Source organism: Listeria booriae (assembly GCF_000766865.1).
Taxonomy (GTDB): domain Bacteria; phylum Bacillota; class Bacilli; order Lactobacillales; family Listeriaceae; genus Listeria_A; species Listeria_A booriae.
Map to the genome: position 1 here is coordinate 428242 of NZ_JNFA01000011.1, position 20610 is coordinate 448851.

Genomic DNA, 20610 nt, shown 5'->3' on the forward strand with positions numbered 1-20610 from the left:
AACGGTAAAACATAAAATAGATTTCATTTTCATAGCGGATTATGCGCTAATTTACCAAAAAACCTTTCATGCCTTACAAAAACGCGATTTTAAGCCATTTTTATTCACTGAAATGTCACTTACGAAAGCGTCATGGAACGTGATACCATAGGTGGGACTACGCGTTAAGTGTAGTGAGAATAACAAAAAAGGAGAGAAAAAAATGAAGAAAACAACAAAATTAGGTGTATCCGTTCTAACCGCCGCAGCAGTTTTGCTAACGCCAGTATCATTGTCTTTAGGGGAAAGCGCGTCTAGCACTGTCGCACAAGCAGCCGAAGTGAAAACAGTGACTGTAACTACTTTTGCAGAACTAAAAAGCGCATTAGAAACATCACCGACCGACGTCATCTCAATTGGAGCAGACATTACTGCGACAAGCGATATCGTCATTCCAGGACAACATAACCCGACTATCCAAGGTAACAATCATACGCTTGATATGGGCAAATATGTAATCAACGCAAAACAAGCCGGCGCCGTAGCCATCGAGAATCTTACCGCTACATCTACAGGTTCTTACGGAATTTATCGCTCCGATCAACCATCACAACTTCTTTTTACAAATCTGACTTTCACAGGTAAACAAGTTGCCTACTTACCAAAAGGCTCTGTTACCTTCTACGGCGCGACAAACATAGAAACAACATCCACATTAGAAATTGCAAAAGTAAACGTCTTAATTTTTGGCGCAAATTCGAATTTTTCAGCAAAAACAACAGCTGACGCCTTCCTGATGGCTCAAGCAAATCCAAAAGTTTACGTTAATAATAACGCCACAGTCAACGTCACATCTGCGAAAAAAGTTTTCAACATGACTGGTGCGACGCCATTTTTCGCGACAGAAGCTGGTTCGAAACTGACAACAACATCTGTAGACGTAGCTTTATATATGAACGGAAAAGCTAATTTTGGCGCTAATTCAAGCACTGAGTTCAACCAAGATGCAAACGGGACAACGGGCTTAATCTATGCTTCTACTGGCCTTGATGTAGGAAAAGACGCTAACTTCGTCCTAAACGGCGGCGCTAAATCCGTACAACTTATCAAATCAGCCAAATCTGTCATTTCATTTAACGATATAGCAAATGTGGCGCTAACTTCCAACAATGCAAAAGGCAATGTTTTCTACCTAAGTTCAGGTAGCTTCGTGCAATTCGACTCACCACAAACATTGACACTCGGCACAAAGACAACAGACGCCATCTACACAGCAAAAAATCTGCGCGCATCCCTAGCCGTATCTGGAACAAACCTATCCGTTCAATCATTCGCTAACGATAACTCTATCGTGTCTTATGACTTCAAATCAATGGGTTCTTTCAAATTGACAAAATAAGGATGACCTTGCGCATGCCATGAAACTATGGTATTCTACAAGTAATTCATATTCTCGTTCCCGATAAGGGGAGTAGCAGTAATAGTAGAGTCGTCAGTACGGGGAAACCCCGGCTTTACTAGCAATGTAATCATTGTTTGCGAGACCTTACGTTTCTTACGTAAGGTCTTTTTGCGTCCTCTTTTTGAAACGAGACTTATGAAAATAGCAAGAAAAGGAGATGATTTAGATGGCTTTATTCGATTTTTTGAAGGACATGGCAACTGAGAAAGTAACAGATTTACTAGGGGGCGCAGGTGATGTTGTCGATCAAGTAACTGGAGGCGCAACAGATCTTACAGAGCAAGCACAAAACTTAACAGAACAAATCAATCCCGAAGAAATTACTGGTCAAATTAGCGAGCAAGCTGGTGGCGTCATCGATCAAGTAACAGAAAACGCGAACATTACAGAGTCACTTGGCGATGTGGGCAATATTGTAAATAGTGTGAAAGACTTGTTTGGCGGAAAATAGTAGGCGCTGACTTTCAAATATAAAAATACGTTGCACGAGTATCCAAACCACTCATGCAACGTATTTTTCATTCTCATTCTTCAGCCTTCTCCAAGATTCGCTTCACTTTCTTCGTAAACTCGCGTCTTGGAATCATCACGCTGTGTCCACACCCCTCACACTTAATCCGAATGTCCATTCCCAATCGAATAATGCGCCAACGGTTTGTTCCACATGGATGCGGCTTCTTCATTTCTACAATATCATTCAATCCAAAATTTTGTTCCATATCGCTTAGTCCTCGTCAAACTGAATTTCTAAAATATCTAAAATCCGATCTAAATCATCATCTGATAAGAACTCAATCTCAATCTTCCCTTTGTTATCGCGACGTTTAATTGATACTGCTGTACCAAATTTATCACGCAGTTGGGATTCACTTTCTTTGATGAAAACTGGGATTTTTTCTTGCTTCTTGGGTGTTTCACGTGAAACATTGTCATTTATATCGGTAACTAGCTTCTCCAATTGACGTACTGTGAAGCCTTCTGTGACAGCCTTTTTAGCGACTGGTTTGATGTTTTTCTTATTTTTTAAACCTAGTAGTGCGCGGGCATGTCCCATCGATAGCGCGCCATCGCGAAGCATCACTTGTACTTCTGCAGGTAGAGATAGCAGGCGAACCATATTTGCGATGTATGGACGGCTTTTGCCTAAACGATCGGCTAATTTGGCTTGGGTCATATCTAGGTTTTTCATTAGTAAGTCGTAGGATTCGGCTTCTTCTAGCACCGATAAGTCTTCGCGTTGCAAGTTCTCCAAAACAGCTAGTTCCATCATTTCACGGTCATCTAAATTGCGCACAACTGCTGGAATTTCTTCAAGTCCAGCCTCTTTGGCAGCTCGGAATCGACGTTCGCCGACAACTAACTCGTAACCTTGCGCTTCGGATTTTCGCAGAATAACTGGTTGCAAAATGCCGTGAAGCTTGATAGAATCGCGTAATTCGCGAAGTGCTGTTGGATCAAACGTTTTACGTGGTTGATACGGATTTGGACGGATTTCACTCACAGGAATGTTTTGCACGGCTTCCTCGTTTTGGTCGACGTTGTTGAACAGCGCGCTAATCCCTTTTCCTAATCCCTTAGCCATGAGCAGTCACTTCCTTTGCAAGATCTAAATATACTTCAGCTCCGCGTGATTTCGCATCGTATAAAAGAATCGGCTTGCCATGACTCGGCGCTTCACTTAAACGAATGTTGCGCGGAATAATTGTTTCGAACACTTTATTTTGGAAGTATTTCTTCACTTCATCAATGACTTGGATGCCCAAATTCGTTCTAGCATCAAGCATTGTTAGCAGAACACCTTCAATTTGTAAATCTTCGTTCAAATGTTTCTGAACGATTCGAATCGTATTCAGCAACTGGCTTAAACCTTCCAGCGCGTAGTACTCACATTGAACCGGAATTAAAACCGTATCAGATGCTGTAAGCGCGTTAAGCGTAAGCAGACCTAGAGACGGTGGACAATCGATAATAATATAATCATAGTTATCACGTACCGAATCAATCGCTTTTTTGAGTCGAATTTCACGTGAAATTGCGGGAACAAGTTCGACCTCTGCTCCAGCAAGTTGAATCGTAGCAGGTACCACTTCTAATGTTTCCATGGCTGTTGGCTTGATTACATCTTTAAGGGCAACATCATCAACTAGCACATCGTAAACACAATGCTCAATCTCACCTTTATTAATGCCAACTCCGCTCGATGCGTTCCCCTGCGGATCGATATCTACAAGCAGAACCTTCTTACCTAAAAACGCAAGACTTGAACTTAAGTTAACAGATGTCGTCGTCTTGCCTACGCCACCCTTTTGATTTGCCAGTGCGATCACTTTGCTCAATCTATTTCACCAACCCTCACCTATTAATAGTTTTGCCACGGTCCTTTTACTCTATTCTATCAAAAAAATAAGGTTTAGTCTTACTTTATGCGAAAATAAATTTGATAATAGTCAAAAGCCGCGTCCAGATTTCCTAGGCACGGCTAATTTTTATGCTTTTTTACGTATAAATAATGAGATTACTAAACCGATAATGGCCATAACAAGTCCAAAAGTAAAGGCATGACGCGAACCTTCGACAAGTGATGCCGCCAAATCTTGCGGACCTGGATTCGTCACTGTTGTCATGTATGCTTTTTGACCAGCCGACATAATCGTGATTGCCACTGCTGTACCAATTGCTCCTGATACTTGTTGCAATGTGTTCATGACCGCCGTACCATCTGGATACATTTTTGGTGGTAGTTGGTTTAGGCCGTTGGTTTGTGCTGGCATCATAATCATACATACGCCAATCATTAGCGCGCTGTGCAAAATAATGATAGTTACTGCGGACGTATCTAGCGTAATTCGTGTTAGGAAAAACAGCGAGACCACTGCTACGATAAAGCCTGGAATAACAAGTACGCGTGCCCCGAAGGCATCGAATAAACGCCCTGTAACCGGCGACATCAAGCCGTTAATAACTCCGCCCGGTAAAAGTACCAATCCTGCAGAAAACGCCGCTAAGGCCAGTCCTGTTTGCAAATAAAGCGGTAATAGGATCATCGTTGACAAAATAATCATGAATGCGATGAAAACAATAAGTAAACCGAGCGTGAACATTGGGAACTTAAAGACCCGCAAATCCATCATTGGCTGATCCATCGTTAATTGGCGCCATGTGAATAACGCTAAGCTGATAAGACCAATAATCATCGTCGTAATTACAAGCGCGCTGCCCCAACCACTCTCACCGGCACTACTGAATCCATACACGATTCCACCAAAACCAAGCGTCGATAAAATAATCGATAAAATATCAATCCGCGGCTTCGTAACTTCCGACACGTTCTTCATGAAACGTAAACCAAACAATAATGAGAAAACTAAAAACGGTAACGCAATCCAGAAAATCCAGTTCCACGTTAAATTCTCAATAATCAATCCAGAAATCGTTGGCCCTACTGCTGGCGCAAACATAATAACTAAACCGATAAGTCCCATTGCCGAGCCACGTTTATGCTCTGGAAAAATCACCAAAATCGTGTTAAACATTAATGGTAATAATAGCCCCGTTCCAATCGCTTGAATAACCCGAGCAACCATTAATACTCCAAAATCTGGCGCAATTGCCGCGATAAATGTTCCGACAATTGAAAAACCTACGGACGCAAAAAATAACTTCCGCGTTGTAAACCATTGTAACAGCAGGCCTGATACAGGAACTAAAATCCCCAGTGTCAGTAAATATCCTGTCGTTAACCATTGAATTGTTGCTGAACTCACGTTAAATACGCGAATTAAATCTGTAAGTGCCATATTTAAAGCTGTTTCACTAAACAAGCCTATAAATCCTGCAATTAAGAAAGCCGTGACAATTGGTATCGTTTTAAACTCTTGCTTTTCTTGTGCTGTTGTATTCAAAAAAATTTCCCCCTTTTCACCTTCATTGCGTGAAGCTTTCATTTTACTGGTTTTCACAAGCAAAGTCAAGTAAAAGGGAATGTATGTTCTTATCTAAACTTTTAAAAAATGGCTTCTGCGATACAGAGACCATTTTCTAATGACATCATTATTCGATTGTTAAATGATCGTCTGCATAATCCGTTTTTACATCTAGCACTTCACATGCTTTTTGATACATGCGCACGGTCATGTCAGGGTCGCCCGCCTCTAATCTCGAAATAACGAGCGGCGATAAATCAGATTTCAAACCTAAATCAAGCTGCGACCATCTCTTTTTAACTCGTTTTGCGAAGATAAACTGGCCAAGACGCGCTGAGAAACTGCCTAAATAGTGAACAATGGCCTCATTTTGCCAAGCCAAATCTTTTAGCGTTTCGAATTCGTAGTCGTCCTTACCAATACTAAGTCTCGCTTCAGCACGACGTAAGAAAATGCGCTTCACTTCTTCACGATATGCGCTCATTTTGTCGTTAAATGGATTGCGATCTTTAAAATAGCCTTTTACGAAACAATAATACGTTTCTGAGTCCGAAAAAGCTGTAAAATAAAGAAGTCGGCAATTCTTATCTTTAAAATGGACTTTCATTTCTTGAATTGGTTGATCAATAGAAGTCTCGATTTTATTCGTTTGTAGTGAATATGATTGATTTTTGCCAATTGTTAAATGGACTTCCGGTAGAATTTGTCGTCCAGTTGTTAATTTTCGCGTTTCAGCCTTTTCTAATTGCAGTAAACCTTGCAATAAAAGGGTCGACATTAAAGGTTGTTCGGTAATCAAACTGTGTAGGAAATCATATGCTTGAAATTCATCTTGTTCGTCTCTTACAAAAATTATTTTCGCCATATTATTCGCAGTCGCATGCTTGATGCACTGCTCCCCTCCTTTATCTATCGTTCTATCTTTATTGTATCGGTTTTTACAAAAAAATGCACCTTCCATGTGTGAGAAAGTCCTATTTTATTTTTATTTGCGCCAATATTGTTTTTTATTGTCATATTTGAAACTAGAAAAAGCCTGAATGATATATCCAGACTCTTACTTTCTATTGAAATATCGCTGCTGCTTTTTTAAGAATTGTATCTGTACTTTTTGTAATGTCCTTGTATACTTCTTGATTGATGCGATGGTACAGTGTTTGGTTCTCTTGGTTTGGCTGGAATTTATCGCGTGTTCGGACCATTTTATGTGTTGCTGCTTCGTAGGTTGGATAAATGCCGAGCGCCACAGCTACACAAATTGCTGCACCAAGGCTTGCCGAGCCGTTTACTTCTGTTCGCGATGTCGGAACGCCAAAAACATCCGCAAAAATTTGCATAAGCAATGTGCTATTAGAGCCGCCGCCAGATATAATCAAATTTTCCAAAGGTACGCCTAGTTCGGCGCACATGTCATCTACGCGGTTTTTCATGGTTAAAGCAATCGCTTCTAAAATGGAGCGGTACATGTGCGCCCTGCCGTGTCTTGCATCAAAACCAATCATGATTCCTTTACGATAAGGTGCATCACCAGGTGCTAGCCAGTCAAGCACTGTCATTAAGCCATCTGAACCTGCCGGAACATGTTGCGCTTCCCGATTCAAAAACTCTTCAACAGAATGCCCGTCCTGATGCGCCTTCAACATAATGTCATCACCTAAAAGTTCCTTAAACCAGCTGACCGTCCACATGCCCCGTCTAATCCCGTTGCTTTCATACAAATATTGATGCGGTGTCGATGCAAAATTAGTCCAAAAAGCCGTCGTATCTCGCGGATTCTCTAGCCCTGGCATCATCGCAGCAATATACGTTCCGAGCGAAACTAGCGCTGTCTTCTCTGCCAGCAATCCCGAACCTAACGCCTCAACCGCCTTATCATTCGCCGTCGCAATCACCGGAATCCCCTCAGGAATCCCCGTCGCGTCCGCAGCAGCCTTCGTAACCGTCCCTAAAACATCACCCGGCATTTTCAAATCAAACAACATCTCCCGTGAAAGTTGCCCCATCACATCCGGAGTCTCGTCCCATTCCCACGTATCCGTATCAATCGGCCATTGCCCCTGATAATTCGCCGCCGTATCCACAAAATTCCCCGTCAAACGATGCGTTATATACCCCGAAGTCGTCGTCACATACGCCACCTCCGGATTCACATGCTCATAAGGCTTCGAAACCCGCGCATCCATCCAGCTCAGCACAGGTTCCGCAAGACTCCCGTCACGCTTCAACAATGCCCGACAAAAACGAATCGTACAAAGACCCAATCCAATAATATCTTCATTATTTCCCGGGAAATAATCCATCGCTTCCTTGCTCGCCACAATCAGCGAATCCCACAAATCATCATTCGGATGTTCCACAACCCCAGGCTCCTGCATATGCATGGGTTGCAACGCACATTTTCCCTCACAAACAATGTTCCCATCCAAATCAAAAATAACTACTTTTGAGCTTTGCGAACCACCATCGATTCCCATAATGTATTTTTTCGTCATAATCCTAGACCTTTCTCTCTTATCAAATTTTCCAATCTAACGAACCAAGTAGCCGCCGTCCACAACGAGCAGATGCCCATTCACGTAATCCGAAGCCCTGCTCGCCAAAAATACCGTCGTTCCCATCAAATCCTGCGTCTCACCCCAACGATTCGCCGGAATATGATCCAACACACGCTGATTCGTTTCTGGGTTGCTCCGCGTCGCCGTCGTAATCTCCGTCGCGTAATACCCAGGCGCAATCCCGTTCACCTGAATATTATACTGCGCCAACTCATCACAATACGCCTTCGTCAAGCCCGCAATCCCATGTTTCGTAGCCGCATACGCTGGTGACCACTGCCCACCAAGAAACGAAAACAGCGAACAAATATTAATAATTTTGCCGCTCCGTTGCGGAATCATCTTTTGCGCCGCCTCATAACTCAACTCAAAAGCAGCCGTCAAATTAATCTGAATCATCGGATCCCACTGCGCGCGCCCAAACTCCTGCACCTCCGCCAGCTTACAAATCCCCGCACAATTCACCAAAATATCCACCGACCCCAGCGCCTCCACACAGTTTTCAATAATCTGCTTTGGCACGCCTTCCTTCGTAATATCGGCCTCCATAAACACCATCTTGCTGCCAGCCTCTTCAATCAGCCGCTCCGTCGTGCCATCATCCGCCACAATACTTGGAATAAAAAGATTCGCCCCCGCCTTAGCCAGCGCCAACGAAAAAGCTTGCCCCAATCCAGAATTGCCACCCGTCACAATCGCATTTTTGCCCTTCAAAGAAAAGAAGTCCATTTGAAAATCTTGAATATTCATCGTGTTTTCCTCCTTAAACTGTCTCTGCAGCAGCCATTACAACCGCCTTATTTTTCTTAATATCGCGCATCAATAACATACAGAAAACGAGCGCCATTCCCGTCGCAACAAGCCCTAAAATCCACATATTACGATAAGCCTGCGTTGCTTCCAACGTATCCTGCCAACTTCCGATCAACGGATAAATAAACACATCTGGCAAAAATCCAATCAAAGAAGCCACACCAATCGTCGTTCCCATCGTCTTACTCGGCGTTCCAGCCTCACCAATCGTCGCAAAATACATCCCGCGCGACACATAGTTAAAGAACGCAAGCAACAACACAAGTCCAATCATCACGAAAATAATATTCTTACTCGCCGGAATCACAATCAAACAAATCAGCCCAGCAAACGTCACAATCCCACCAATAAAAATAATCTTCGTCGGCGATTTCAACCGCGTCTTAGCCGAAACAATCGCGCCCACAGGACCACTAATCGTCCGGAAAACCTGATTCCGAATCATCCCGATAAACGTCGCCATCACAACCGGCATCGCAAAAATATCAATCAAATAACTCGTCGTATAACTAAGCACCGCAAAAATCGTATACACACCCATGATAATCAAACTACAATACCAAGTCGTCCGTTTTTTAAGTACTGTCACAATATCCTTGGCCGTCACTTTCTCCGCTTTTGGAATACTTGCGCGAGCCTGCTTTGTCTCTTCAGGCACAACAAACCAACACAAAATCCCAAATACAATATAAAAAACACCGTACGTTATCATAACCGCTTTCAAACTATTCGGATTCGAGTCAGCGCCAAACAATTGGAACATCCATAACGTCAAAAACGCCGTCACAAGCGCACCAAATCCCCGCATTCCTTCCGCAAAACCGAGTAAACTTCCTTGCTCATCAGCCGTCCCTAAAATCGCCACAGCCTTCACCGTTGCCGACCACATAAACAATACCGTCGTAATCGCCAGCAACACTTGAATCACAAGCAACATCCAATACGGCGGATACAGCGCCATAACAAACGCCAGACCTCCCGTAACTAACATCGAAAACGTAATTAATTTTTTATGAGAGAACTTATCCGCGATAATCCCACTTGGCGCATACAATATCATTGCTGCTGTCCCATACACACTCATAATAAAACCAACCTGCGTGGCACTAAGCCCCATCAGCGATTCCATCGGCACTTGATAATTATATTTCAAATAAGGTAACTCAAAGCTCATTCCGCCAGTCATACCAATGATTGCGATGATAAACCAGCGACTAAATTTTGTCTTTTTCATCGTCTGCCCCCTAATCTTTCGAAAACGCTTACATTATTTAGTTAAAATTGTCTTTTCCTATCATCGTTTTAAAAAAATTAAATTAAATATTATCCCACACATCTGGACTTGTTGACGAAATCGCTACAGCACCAGCTTGTAACGCCGTCAGAACATCCTCTTTGTCACACACGAGCCCACTTGCAATGACCGGTTGCGAAATCGCATCTTGGACCCAACCAAGAACTTTAGGCATACATCCCGGCAAAATCTCCACACAATCCGTTTTAGAAGCCGCCACTTGTTTTGGCAAATTATGATACGACATCGAATCAATCAAGAAAAAGCGGTGAATCGTGTAGAAACCTTTCATTTTAGCAGCCCGAACAATCGATGGCTTCGAACTAATAATACCGTCCGTTTCCGTGTTTTTACGCATAAAATCAACAACAATTTCCCGATTCGACGTACCTTCCACCAAATCAATATCTACAAAAGCCACCTTGCCCGCCGCCTTCACTTGCGCCACAATTTGACCAATATTACAAATATTCCCGAACAAAATAAAAACCAGCTGACAATTGGATTGCACTACTTTTTGAAGCCCGTCTTCGTCCTTAACCGCGGCAATAATCGGATTATCCGCCAACAAATCTAACATATTTTCTCTCATTCTAATTCCCCTACTTTCAATAGTGTTTCAATCCTCCCAGTCTAGAAGAATTGAAACACCATCTTACCTTGCTTTAATCCAAAAACTCAAGCGGAATAATGCTTCCAGCGTTCATCACGTTATTCGGATCAAATGCTTGCTTCAATGTTTTCAAAATATAGAATGAAGAACCGTACTCATCTTTAATCCACGGCGCGCGCGCTTTTCCGACACCATGATGATGCACCATCGTACCACCATGTTTCAGCGATTCCTCCACGATAATTTTGTTAATCGGATTATGGTACTTATTAATTTCCTCTGTAGGCTCGCAGTTCAAATCGTAATAATATACGAAATAAAGATTCGTCCCGTTGATATAACTATGCGATGAATGTCCGCCAACCCAAGTCACATCAGGCACTTCCGCTTTCACACGACGACAAGCAGACTCATAAATCGCGTTAATATTGCCCCAATCCGCCGCAATTTCGGTCGTGAATCCCATATTTTTTGTAGCTACGATTTCTTCACGCTCTTCTGCAACCTGCTCTGGGAACCAATTCAAATTCGCGAACCAATCCGCAATCAACTGGCTTTTCACTTGCTCACATTGTTCATATTTCGCCACGATTTTCTCGATTCCAGCACCCGTCGCTTCCGTAATTCCCGCAGGACCTTCCGCCATGAAAATCAGAACGCATTTATCCTTTTGAAAATGAGAGAAATGTCCCGCAGCATCCGCCACATCGTAAAGTCTTGCAATCGAAGGCTTGTAACCCTCCACCATCACCTCACGCAAAATCTCAAACCCAACCGACATATCATCCAACGTATAACCATAAAAACGATGATTCTCCGGCTGATATTTAAAAATTTTCACCGTAACTTCCGTAATGTAGCACAGTGCCCCTTCATTACCGACCACAACATGGCGAATATCAGGCCCAGCCGCGCGCCTTGGCACATTTTTAATCCGCGTCACTTCTCCATTTGGAAACACCGCTTCAAGCCCAACAATCATGTCTTCAATCCCACCATAAAGTGTGGAGAATTGCCCTGTACTGCGCGTTGCCACAAGACCGCCCATTTGCGCTAACGGTTTTGACTGCGGCGAATGCCCCGTTGTTAAACCTTTTTCGCGTAGCAAGTTCTCGATGTCTTCTAACACCACACCCGCTTCACACGTCACTTGCATATTATATTCATCAATTTTGATTACCTTATTCAATCCAGAACCGTCCAACACGATATGATTCGGCTTCACCGATTCCAACATACTCTCAAGCGCCGAATTCCCAGTCCGCGGAATACAATTAACCCCATTCTCATTACAAAATTTCAATACCTTCGCAATATCATCCGTATTTCTAGCCTTCACAATAGCAGCAGGAATCGGTTGCGTAAAAATTCCCGAAATGTCCTCATACTTGCGATAACGGTCAATACTCGCGTGCTGCAACGTCTCTTCATCCGTCACAACATTAGCGCCCCCAACCAAACCTTCCATTGCCTCAACGATTTCCTCACGAGATAAAACTGTCGATAAAACCATGTTAAAATAACCCCTTCCGATCTGCTTTTTCACCAAAAATGGTAAATATTTCTGTTTTTAGAGCACAAAAAAAGCGCACTCCTACAAATTAGGAGTCGCTTATCTCAATTCTCTAGCAACTAACTACAGTATATAAAACGCTTACAAGAAAGTCAAGGAGAAGTTCTATATTTTATGCGGTGATTTTTCGTTACTAATTTCACATAAATTAACTACAAAAAGGCTACCACACATTGTTTGTGAAATAGCCTTATTCTTATTTCTTCGACTGCTTTGGAATTTGAATCGTAATCTGATAAAAATCATCCGACTCTTCTTCTTCCATTTGAAGATCCATTCCATTATCCTTCACCATCGTGATTGACTGCTTAATCGTATTTACAGCAATCCGCACATCACGACTAATCGCTTTACGTTGCGGTTTTGCTTTCTTTGGTTCAGGTTTGGCATGAAGAGAAGCGATATATTGCTCCGTCTCCTTCACATTCCATTTATTCTCCACAATCTTCGCCAACACGGCTAATTGCTGCTCTTCCTCTTCTAAAACTAACAACGATCGCGCATGACGTTCAGAGATTTGCTTATCTAAAACAGCCTGCTGAATCGATTCTGGCAATCGTAACAAACGCAATTTATTAGCGACCGCAGATTGGCTTTTACCAACACGTTGCGCCAGCGCTTCTTGCGTAATTCCTTGCATATCTAGCAAACTTTGATACGCTTTAGCCTCTTCAATCGGTGTTAATTCCTCACGCTGCAAATTCTCAATCAGAGCAATCGCCGCGACTTCATCATCCGTTAAACTTTGGATAATTGCCGGAATATGCTCCCATTCGAGTGAAGAAACCGCGCGAAATCTACGTTCACCAGCAATAATTTCATATTTTTCAGGCTCGTATTCACGTACAACGATTGGCTGAATAACACCGTGAATCCTAATTGTTCTTGCCAATTCTTCAATTTTGGATGCATCGAACACAGTTCTTGGCTGAAAGCGATTCGGAATGATAGCTGCAATAGGAAGTTCCACGATTTTCTGCATGAAGTCCTCCACAATTTCTTCCGTCTCGATCTCAATGTATTCCTTATCTTTCTTTCCGAACAAACGCGAAAAAGGCATTCCTATCATCCCTTCTAATTAGTTAAACCTACTATCCATTCTAGCAGAAAATCCCCCATAAATATATCTAGACTATAGAAAAATTATATTTTAACGGCAAAACCTGTCCGTATCTCCAAACCTCAGCGTGCCGACAAATGCCCATATCCTAGGCAAAAGCGAGTACCGACGCGGAGCGTACTAAAGTACGTGAGCATCGGAACGGAACTTTTAACGACGGAGATGGGTATTTGTCGGCACGCTGAACTATCATTCGATTGGTTGCTTGTTCGGCGTTCCAGCCTTACGCGGATATTTATTCGGCGTTTCCTTCACTTTTTCAATCAAATACAAGTTCCGCTCACTGTCCTCAACTGGAAGCGAAAAAGCAAAATGATCTTTCACTTTACCGCCGAGTGTTGCGATGGCTTTCGCACCAATTTTTAGCTCCTGCTCCGCCTGCATCCCTTTCATCGCAAGGAAAAAACCGTTCTTTTTAGCAAGTGGCAAACAAAGCTCTGTCAACACACTCATTCTCGCCACAGCACGCGCCGTCACAAGATCAAATGTCCCGCGGAATGCCTTATTCTGTCCAAACTCTTCGGCTCTCGCGTGATGGAAATGAACCCGGTCCAATCCTAATTCAGCCGCCAACGCATCCAAAAAAGTAATCCGTTTTTGCAAAGAATCTACAATCGTCACGTCTAAGTGCGGGAAACAAATCTTAATCGGGATACTTGGAAACCCAGCTCCAGCACCAACATCACAAACCGTTCCAACCTCTTTGAAATCCACATAAAAAGCCGCAGAAATCGAATCGTAAAAATGTTTTAAATACACTTCATCACGATCCGTAATTGCCGTCAAATTCATCTTTTCATTCCATTCCACGAGCATCTTGAAATACGCGTCAAATTGCGCCATTTGCCCATCCGATAAAGCGATACCTTGTTGCAATAACTGTTCTCTAAACTGTTCTGGATTCACGTTTTTCCCTCACTTTACTTTTGCGATTTTGCCTTGTTCAATATACACTAACAAAATAGAAATATCAGCTGGATTCACGCCTGAAATACGGCTAGCTTGGGCAATCGATAACGGCTGAATCTTCTTCAATTTCTCCAAAGCTTCCGTCGCCAAACTGCCAATCGCATCGTAATCAATGTTTTCAGGGATTTTCTTGTCTTCCATCCGCTTCATTTTTTCCACTTGATTCAATGATTTCTCAATATAACCTTCATACTTAATCTGAATTTCCACTTGTTCCTCAATATCAGGCGTAAGCGATGTTTCACGTGAAACAATTCCCATCAAAATATCATACGTAATCTCCGGTCTGCGTAAGAAATCTGCCGCCAAGACACCATCTTTCAACTCTGTACTGCCCATATCAACAAGCATCTTCTGAACTTCCGCAGTCGGCTTAATTCGCGTTGTTTTCAGACGTTCTTTCTCCGCCTCAATCGCTTCTCGTTTCGCCACAAATCGAGCGTAACGTTCATCGCTAATCAGACCGATCTCATGACCAATCTCCGTCAAACGCAAATCTGCATTATCATGGCGCAACAACAACCGGTACTCCGCACGAGACGTCAACAAACGATAAGGCTCTTCCGTCCCCTTCGTCACCAAGTCATCAATCAAAACACCAATATACGCTTCATCGCGACCAAGAACAATTGGTTCCTTACCAGAAGCACGACGCGCCGCATTAATACCAGCCATCAATCCTTGTCCCGCAGCTTCTTCATAACCACTCGTTCCATTCAATTGTCCCGCCGTATACAGATTTTCCACACGTTTTGTTTCTAAAGATGGCCACAACTGATCTGGCATTACCGCATCATATTCAATCGCATAACCAACGCGCATCATTTCCACATTTTCAAGCCCCGGAATCGTCGCTAACATCTCACGTTGCACATCTTCTGGCAAACTCGTCGACAACCCTTGCACATAAACTTCCTCCGTATTACGACCCTCAGGTTCTAGGAAAATTTGATGGCGCGGCTTATCACTAAAACGAACAATTTTATCCTCAATCGAAGGACAATAACGCGCGCCCGTTCCTTTTTTCGTAGCTGTAAACATTGGCGAGCGATGCAAGTTCTTCTCTATAATTTGGTGCGTCGCTTCATTCGTATACGTTAACCAACAAGGCAACTGATCCATAATAAAATCTACCGTTTCATAACTAAAAGCACGTGGAACATCGTCCCCCGGCTGAATTTCCGTTTGCGAATAATCAATCGAACTCGATTTCACACGTGGCGGCGTACCCGTTTTGAATCGACGTAGCTCAAAACCAAGTTCCTCCAAATGCTCTGAAAGCTTAATCGAAGGCTGCTGATTGTTCGGACCACTCGAATAACGCAATTCCCCAACAATAATCTCCCCACGTGAAAAAGTTCCTGTCGTTAGTACAACCGTTTTGGCATGATAAATCGCGCCGCTGTTCGTAATAACACCTTTACAAACGCCATCCTCAATTACAAGGCGATCTACAAGCCCTTGACGCAGCGTCAAATGTTCCTCTTTTTCAATCGTATGCTTCATTTCGTGTTGATAATCCCATTTATCCGATTGCGCACGCAGAGCACGAACCGCAGGACCTTTGCCGGTATTTAACATCCGCATTTGAATGTGCGTTTTATCCGTATTACGGCCCATTTCGCCGCCCAACGCATCGATTTCCCGCACTACAACGCCCTTTGCCGGACCGCCGACAGAAGGATTACAAGGCATGAACGCCACCATATCTAAATTAATCGTAAGCATCAATGTTTTCGCGCCAATTCGAGCACTCGCAAGACCAGCCTCAACGCCAGCATGACCCGCACCAACAACAATCACATCATAGCTTCCCGCATCATAAGTTTGCATTTTTTAACACATCACTTTCCTAAACAAAATTGGTTAAACAACTGGTCGAGCAATTCATCCTGCACCGACTCACCGATAATTTCTCCAAGTAAATCCCAAGCTCGCGTCATATCAATCTGCACAATATCGACTGGCATACCAGCCTCAACGCCCTCAATCACCGCATCAATCGCCTGAATCGCCTCATGTAAAAGCGCAATGTGACGCGCATTCGAAACATACGTCGCGTCTCCTGCATCAATCTCACCAGCAAAAAACAATTCCTTAATCGCCAGCTCCAATTCCGCAATCCCAGCCTCATTCACAAGCGAAGTCTCGACTACCGGGTTCTCACCAGCAAGCTGTCTAACCCGCGCTACATCAATGTTCTGCGCCAAATCCGTCTTATTCAAAACAACCACGAAATTCTGTCCCGCGACCGCTTCAAACAACGCCTCATCCTCCACGCTCAACGGTTCATGCTGATTTAGCACCAACAAAATAAAATCCGCTTCCTGCAAAGCTTTGCGCGAACGTTCCACGCCTATCTTTTCAACAATATCTTCCGTCTCGCGAATTCCAGCCGTGTCAATCAAGCGCAGTGGCACACCACGAACATTCACATACTCCTCAATAATATCCCGTGTCGTCCCCGCAATATCCGTCACGATCGCCTTCTCCTCTTGAATCAGCTGGTTAAGCAGAGACGATTTCCCGACATTCGGTCGACCAATAATCGCCGTCGCCAATCCCTCACGCAAAATTTTACCCTGTTGCGCCGTCAACAACAACTGCTCCACCGAAGCACGCACCAATTGCGCCTTCTCCACAAGCATCCGTTGCGTCATCTCTTCCACATCATCATACTCCGGATAATCAATGTTCACCTCAACCTGAGCCAGCGCATCTAAAATTTCCCGTCTCAAACTGCGAATCAACCGCGACAAATTCCCGTCCATCTGCTGCAACGCGACACCCATCGCACGATCCGTCTTCGCTCGAATCAAATCCATCACAGCTTCCGCTTGCGACAAATCAATCCGTCCATTCAAAAAGGCCCGTTTCGTAAACTCTCCCGGCTCCGCCAACTTCGCCCCATTTCGCAGCAAAAGTTGCAACACCCGATTCACCGAAACAATCCCACCATGCGCATTAATCTCGACCACATCTTCCCGTGTAAACGTGCGCGGCGCCCGCATCACAGTCGCCATGACCTCCTCGACCGTCTCACCCGTACTCGGATCCACAATATGACCATAATGAATCGTATGACTTTCCACGTCCCCTAACGATTTTTGCGCATAAAAAATACGATCCGCTATCTGAATCGCCTCATCACCGCTCAAACGAATAATAGCAATGGCTCCCTCGCCTGGCGGTGTTGAGATCGCAGCAATTGTATCAAATTCCATTCTTTACCCACCTTCCTAGAAAAATCCGCTCACAAAAACAAGCCCGATTTCCCAATCGAATAAATTTTGGCACATGACCTGTGCGTATCATCAACATTTGCTCCGCTTTCACCAAAGCTAATAATGTTGGTCTGTATATAAAGTTATCCAGAAATGTTATCCACATATCCAGAACTTTTTCGATTTTAAAAATATCATACCTTTTATTTTAACTTATCCACATGTGAATAACAATAGTTTTGGAATAATTTCTTCATTTATCCACAAGAAAAAAACCTCTGAACAAAATCCAAAGGTCTGACTCACTAATTTCTTTTTATTGATTTTCTAATAACTAAAGTCAATATGGCTACAATAATCACGACAACTGCTACCATCGTTATTGGAATATATGCGCTCATGGTAGAACCTCCGTTTTTAATCATAGAATAGCACAAAAAAGAAACCCTGCCAACTCATTCACAGGATTCCTCATATATTATTCTTCTGTTGTTTCTCCATTATCGGTTTCTGGATTCTCAACTGTTTCAACAACTTCATTGCCCTCAGTCTCATCATCCACAAACTCATCTTCTTCCTCTTTCGGCACTTTCGCCACCGTTGCAACGCGTTCCTCATCATCTAAACGAATCAGTTTCACACCCATTGCACTACGACCAGTTTGCGAAATATCACCGACAGAGAAGCGAATCAGAACGCCGCCGATAGTCATTAACATCAAGTCCTCTTCACCAGTAACAGTTTTCAGAGCGACAAGATTTCCGTTTTTCTCCGTGATATTGATTGTTTTAACACCCATACCACCACGATTACGAAGCGGATAATTCTCGGCAAGTGTTTGTTTCCCATAACCCTTCTCGGTCACGACAAGCACCTTCTCGTCGTCTTCAAGGATTTCCATGCCAACAACTTCATCCTCATCACGCAAACGAATACCACGCACACCAGCCGCCGTACGACCCATTACGCGAATATCGGTTTCCTCAAAGTAAATCGACTGACCAAATTTCGTTCCAATAATGATTTTCTTGCTGCCATCCGTCATTTGCACAGAAATCAGCTCATCATTTTCGCGAAGTTCCACGGCGCGCAAGCCACTTTGACGAATCTTCGCAAATTGCGTCAACGTACTACGCTTCACAACACCAAGTTTCGTTGTAAAGAACAAATATTGATCATCCGTGAAATCACGCAAGTTAATTACCGCATTGACCTTCTCTTGACTTTCAATACCGAGCAAGTTAATAATCGGAATACCTTTCGCAGTTCGGCTGTACTCTGGAATTTCATACCCCTTCGCACGATAAACCTTCCCTGTATTCGTAAAGAACAGCAACGTATCATGCGTACTAGTCGCCACAAGATGCTCTACAAAATCATCTTCATGCGTTGACATACCTTGCACACCACGACCACCACGGCGCTGACTACGATAAGTAGAAAGTGGCAAACGCTTGATGTAGCCTTTGTTCGTAAGCGTAATCGCAACTTCTTCTTCTGGAATCAAATCTTCGTCTTCCAAACTTACCAAATCACCTGCCAAAATTTCCGTGCGACGTTTGTCCGCATATTTCTCTTTGATCTCCGTCAATTCCTCACGAATAACCTCCAAAATACGCTCATCATCCGCTAAAATTTCTTTCAGGTCTGTAATTAAAGCCATCAAGCTATTAAACTCATCCTCAATTTTATCGCGTTCCAAACCAGTTAGACGTTGCAAACGCATATCTAAAATCGCCTGAGCTTGTTTATCAGAAAGACTAAATTGTGTCATCAAACCTTCCTTGGCAATATCTGCCGTTTTTGATGCCCGAATTAGTTTTATTACTGCGTCAATATTATCTAGCGCAATTCGCAAACCTTCTAAAATATGCGCACGAGCTTCTGCTTTACGCAGTTCAAATTCCGTACGACGACGGATAACGATTTTTTGATGTTCCAAATAATGGTATAGAATCTCTTTTAAGTTCAGCACTTTCGGATGATTATTAACCAAAGCAAGCATATTAATACCAAAAGTCGTTTGCAGAGCTGTCATTTTATACAAATTATTAATAATAACACTAGCACTAACATCTCGGCGAACTTCGATAACCATACGCATACCAGTACGGTCAGACTCATCATTGGCAGAAGTAATACCATCAATTTTCTTCTCACGAGCAAGTTCGGCAATCCGTTCTAACAAGCGAGCTTTATTGACTTGGTACGGCAATTCTGTAATAACGATTGTTTCTTTCCCATTGTTCTTCGTCTCAATCTCAACACGAGCACGAAGCGTAATGGATCCACGGCCAGTTTCATAAGCACGACGAATCCCAGAACGTCCCATAATCATCCCAGCCGTTGGGAAATCAGGACCTGGAATATGTTCCATCAACTCACGAATCTCAATATCCGGATTATGACTAAGCGCAAGCACCCCGTCAATAACCTCGCCAAGATGATGCGTTGGAATATTTGTCGCCATACCAACCGCAATCCCTGAAGAACCGTTGACAAGCAAGTTCGGGAAACGCGCTGGCAAAATATTAGGTTCCCGCTCCGAACCATCATAGTTATCAACATAATCAATCGTATCTTTATTTATATCACGCAAAAGTTCCATCGAAATTTTCGACATTCTAGCTTCCGTATAACGCATCGCAGCCGCCATGTCTCCATCGACAGACCCAAAGTTACCATGTCCATCAACAAGCATATTCCGATAACTAAAATCTTGCGCCATCCGAACCATCGTGAAGTACACCGCCGTATCACCATGTGGGTGGTACTTACCGATAACTTCCCCAACGATACGTGCAGATTTCTTATACGCTTTATCAGACGTCATCCCAAGATCATTCATCGCATATAAAATACGACGGTGAACAGGTTTCAAGCCATCTCTAACATCTGGAAGTGCACGAGCAACAATAACACTCATCGCATAATCTAGAAAAGAAGTACGCATTTCTTTATTTAAATTTACTTCCGTTATTCTTGATTCTGGTGTTTCTGACATTTTTTAAGAAACCTCCTTCAAATTACAAACCGTATGTATTTCCCGGGAAATAATCATATCGCATTTATTTCCCGGGAAATA

At 43.2% G+C, this 20610-nt stretch carries 17 protein-coding genes; 2 read left to right on the top strand and 15 right to left on the bottom strand.

Annotation, left to right across the window (positions count from 1 at the left end):
* Window positions 1–202: 202 nt before the first annotated feature.
* Together EP57_RS05205 and EP57_RS05210 are read left to right on the top strand one after the other, a co-directional pair.
* Complete coding sequence (locus tag EP57_RS05205; RefSeq protein WP_036084794.1) at window positions 203–1378, top strand: pectate lyase-like adhesive domain-containing protein; 1176 nt, start codon at window positions 203–205, stop codon at window positions 1376–1378.
* Between the two features lie 229 nt (window positions 1379–1607).
* A complete protein-coding gene (locus tag EP57_RS05210) occupies window positions 1608–1892 on the top strand; it encodes a hypothetical protein (protein ID WP_036084795.1) in 285 nt (94 codons plus the stop codon).
* A 73-nt stretch (window positions 1893–1965) separates the two neighbouring features.
* On the opposite strand, the gene EP57_RS05215 is transcribed toward EP57_RS05210, so the two are convergent.
* From EP57_RS05215 to gyrA, 15 genes are all read right to left on the bottom strand, one after another.
* Window positions 1966–2160 carry a DUF951 domain-containing protein gene (locus tag EP57_RS05215; protein ID WP_036084797.1) on the bottom strand — a complete coding sequence of 65 codons (195 nt, stop codon included), beginning with the start codon at window positions 2158–2160 and terminating at the stop codon, window positions 1966–1968.
* A gap of 5 nt (window positions 2161–2165) precedes the next feature.
* Window positions 2166–3023 carry a ParB/RepB/Spo0J family partition protein gene (locus EP57_RS05220; protein ID WP_036084799.1) on the bottom strand — a complete coding sequence of 286 codons (858 nt, stop codon included), beginning with the start codon at window positions 3021–3023 and terminating at the stop codon, window positions 2166–2168.
* Window positions 3016–3777 carry a ParA family protein gene (locus tag EP57_RS05225; protein WP_036084800.1) on the bottom strand — a complete coding sequence of 254 codons (762 nt, stop codon included), beginning with the start codon at window positions 3775–3777 and terminating at the stop codon, window positions 3016–3018. Before EP57_RS05225 ends, EP57_RS05220 begins: the two co-directional genes overlap by 8 nt.
* A gap of 150 nt (window positions 3778–3927) precedes the next feature.
* Window positions 3928–5349, bottom strand: coding sequence for a DHA2 family efflux MFS transporter permease subunit (locus EP57_RS05230; protein WP_185491789.1), 1422 nt, complete (start codon window positions 5347–5349; stop codon window positions 3928–3930).
* 142 nt (window positions 5350–5491) lie between these two features.
* Window positions 5492–6229 carry a helix-turn-helix domain-containing protein gene (locus EP57_RS05235; RefSeq protein WP_036084804.1) on the bottom strand — a complete coding sequence of 246 codons (738 nt, stop codon included), beginning with the start codon at window positions 6227–6229 and terminating at the stop codon, window positions 5492–5494.
* A gap of 199 nt (window positions 6230–6428) precedes the next feature.
* On the bottom strand, window positions 6429–7856 hold the full coding sequence (locus EP57_RS05240; RefSeq protein ID WP_036084805.1) for an FGGY-family carbohydrate kinase: 1428 nt from the start codon (window positions 7854–7856) through the stop codon (window positions 6429–6431).
* Window positions 7857–7892: 36 nt separating this feature from the next.
* On the bottom strand, window positions 7893–8669 hold the full coding sequence (locus tag EP57_RS05245) for an SDR family oxidoreductase (protein WP_036084806.1): 777 nt from the start codon (window positions 8667–8669) through the stop codon (window positions 7893–7895).
* A gap of 13 nt (window positions 8670–8682) precedes the next feature.
* Complete coding sequence (locus EP57_RS05250) at window positions 8683–9966, bottom strand: MFS transporter (protein WP_036084807.1); 1284 nt, start codon at window positions 9964–9966, stop codon at window positions 8683–8685.
* Window positions 9967–10048: 82 nt separating this feature from the next.
* Window positions 10049–10618: a glycerol-3-phosphate responsive antiterminator gene (locus EP57_RS05255; protein WP_036084808.1), complete on the bottom strand. Its 570-nt coding sequence runs from the start codon at window positions 10616–10618 to the stop codon at window positions 10049–10051.
* 73 nt (window positions 10619–10691) lie between these two features.
* Window positions 10692–12152 carry an FAD-binding oxidoreductase gene (locus tag EP57_RS05260; protein WP_036084809.1) on the bottom strand — a complete coding sequence of 487 codons (1461 nt, stop codon included), beginning with the start codon at window positions 12150–12152 and terminating at the stop codon, window positions 10692–10694.
* Between the two features lie 256 nt (window positions 12153–12408).
* Window positions 12409–13272: a nucleoid occlusion protein gene (gene noc / locus EP57_RS05265; RefSeq protein ID WP_036084811.1), complete on the bottom strand. Its 864-nt coding sequence runs from the start codon at window positions 13270–13272 to the stop codon at window positions 12409–12411.
* Window positions 13273–13521: 249 nt separating this feature from the next.
* Window positions 13522–14238 carry a 16S rRNA (guanine(527)-N(7))-methyltransferase RsmG gene (rsmG, locus tag EP57_RS05270; RefSeq protein ID WP_036084812.1) on the bottom strand — a complete coding sequence of 239 codons (717 nt, stop codon included), beginning with the start codon at window positions 14236–14238 and terminating at the stop codon, window positions 13522–13524.
* Between the two features lie 9 nt (window positions 14239–14247).
* Window positions 14248–16134, bottom strand: a complete 1887-nt coding sequence (gene mnmG / locus EP57_RS05275) for a tRNA uridine-5-carboxymethylaminomethyl(34) synthesis enzyme MnmG (protein ID WP_036084813.1) — start codon at window positions 16132–16134, stop codon at window positions 14248–14250.
* 11 nt (window positions 16135–16145) lie between these two features.
* Entirely contained in the window at window positions 16146–17525 is a 1380-nt protein-coding gene (gene mnmE / locus EP57_RS05280; RefSeq protein WP_036084814.1) for a tRNA uridine-5-carboxymethylaminomethyl(34) synthesis GTPase MnmE, read from the bottom strand.
* A 478-nt stretch (window positions 17526–18003) separates the two neighbouring features.
* On the bottom strand, window positions 18004–20529 hold the full coding sequence (gene gyrA, locus EP57_RS05285; RefSeq protein ID WP_036084815.1) for a DNA gyrase subunit A: 2526 nt from the start codon (window positions 20527–20529) through the stop codon (window positions 18004–18006).
* Window positions 20530–20610 lie beyond the last annotated feature (81 nt).

Coding starts and splice junctions, on each gene's coding strand:
- EP57_RS05205 (WP_036084794.1), top strand. CDS start 203: ATGAAGAAAACAACAAAATTAGGTGTATCCGTTCTAACCGCCGCAGCA.
- EP57_RS05210 (WP_036084795.1), top strand. CDS start 1,608: ATGGCTTTATTCGATTTTTTGAAGGACATGGCAACTGAGAAAGTAACA.
- EP57_RS05215 (WP_036084797.1), bottom strand. CDS start 2,160: ATGGAACAAAATTTTGGATTGAATGATATTGTAGAAATGAAGAAGCCG.
- EP57_RS05220 (WP_036084799.1), bottom strand. CDS start 3,023: ATGGCTAAGGGATTAGGAAAAGGGATTAGCGCGCTGTTCAACAACGTC.
- EP57_RS05235 (WP_036084804.1), bottom strand. CDS start 6,229: ATGGCGAAAATAATTTTTGTAAGAGACGAACAAGATGAATTTCAAGCA.
- EP57_RS05240 (WP_036084805.1), bottom strand. CDS start 7,856: ATGACGAAAAAATACATTATGGGAATCGATGGTGGTTCGCAAAGCTCA.
- EP57_RS05245 (WP_036084806.1), bottom strand. CDS start 8,669: ATGAATATTCAAGATTTTCAAATGGACTTCTTTTCTTTGAAGGGCAAA.
- EP57_RS05250 (WP_036084807.1), bottom strand. CDS start 9,966: ATGAAAAAGACAAAATTTAGTCGCTGGTTTATCATCGCAATCATTGGT.
- EP57_RS05255 (WP_036084808.1), bottom strand. CDS start 10,618: ATGAGAGAAAATATGTTAGATTTGTTGGCGGATAATCCGATTATTGCC.
- EP57_RS05260 (WP_036084809.1), bottom strand. CDS start 12,152: ATGGTTTTATCGACAGTTTTATCTCGTGAGGAAATCGTTGAGGCAATG.
- noc (WP_036084811.1), bottom strand. CDS start 13,272: ATGCCTTTTTCGCGTTTGTTCGGAAAGAAAGATAAGGAATACATTGAG.
- mnmG (WP_036084813.1), bottom strand. CDS start 16,134: ATGCAAACTTATGATGCGGGAAGCTATGATGTGATTGTTGTTGGTGCG.
- mnmE (WP_036084814.1), bottom strand. CDS start 17,525: ATGGAATTTGATACAATTGCTGCGATCTCAACACCGCCAGGCGAGGGA.
- gyrA (WP_036084815.1), bottom strand. CDS start 20,529: ATGTCAGAAACACCAGAATCAAGAATAACGGAAGTAAATTTAAATAAA.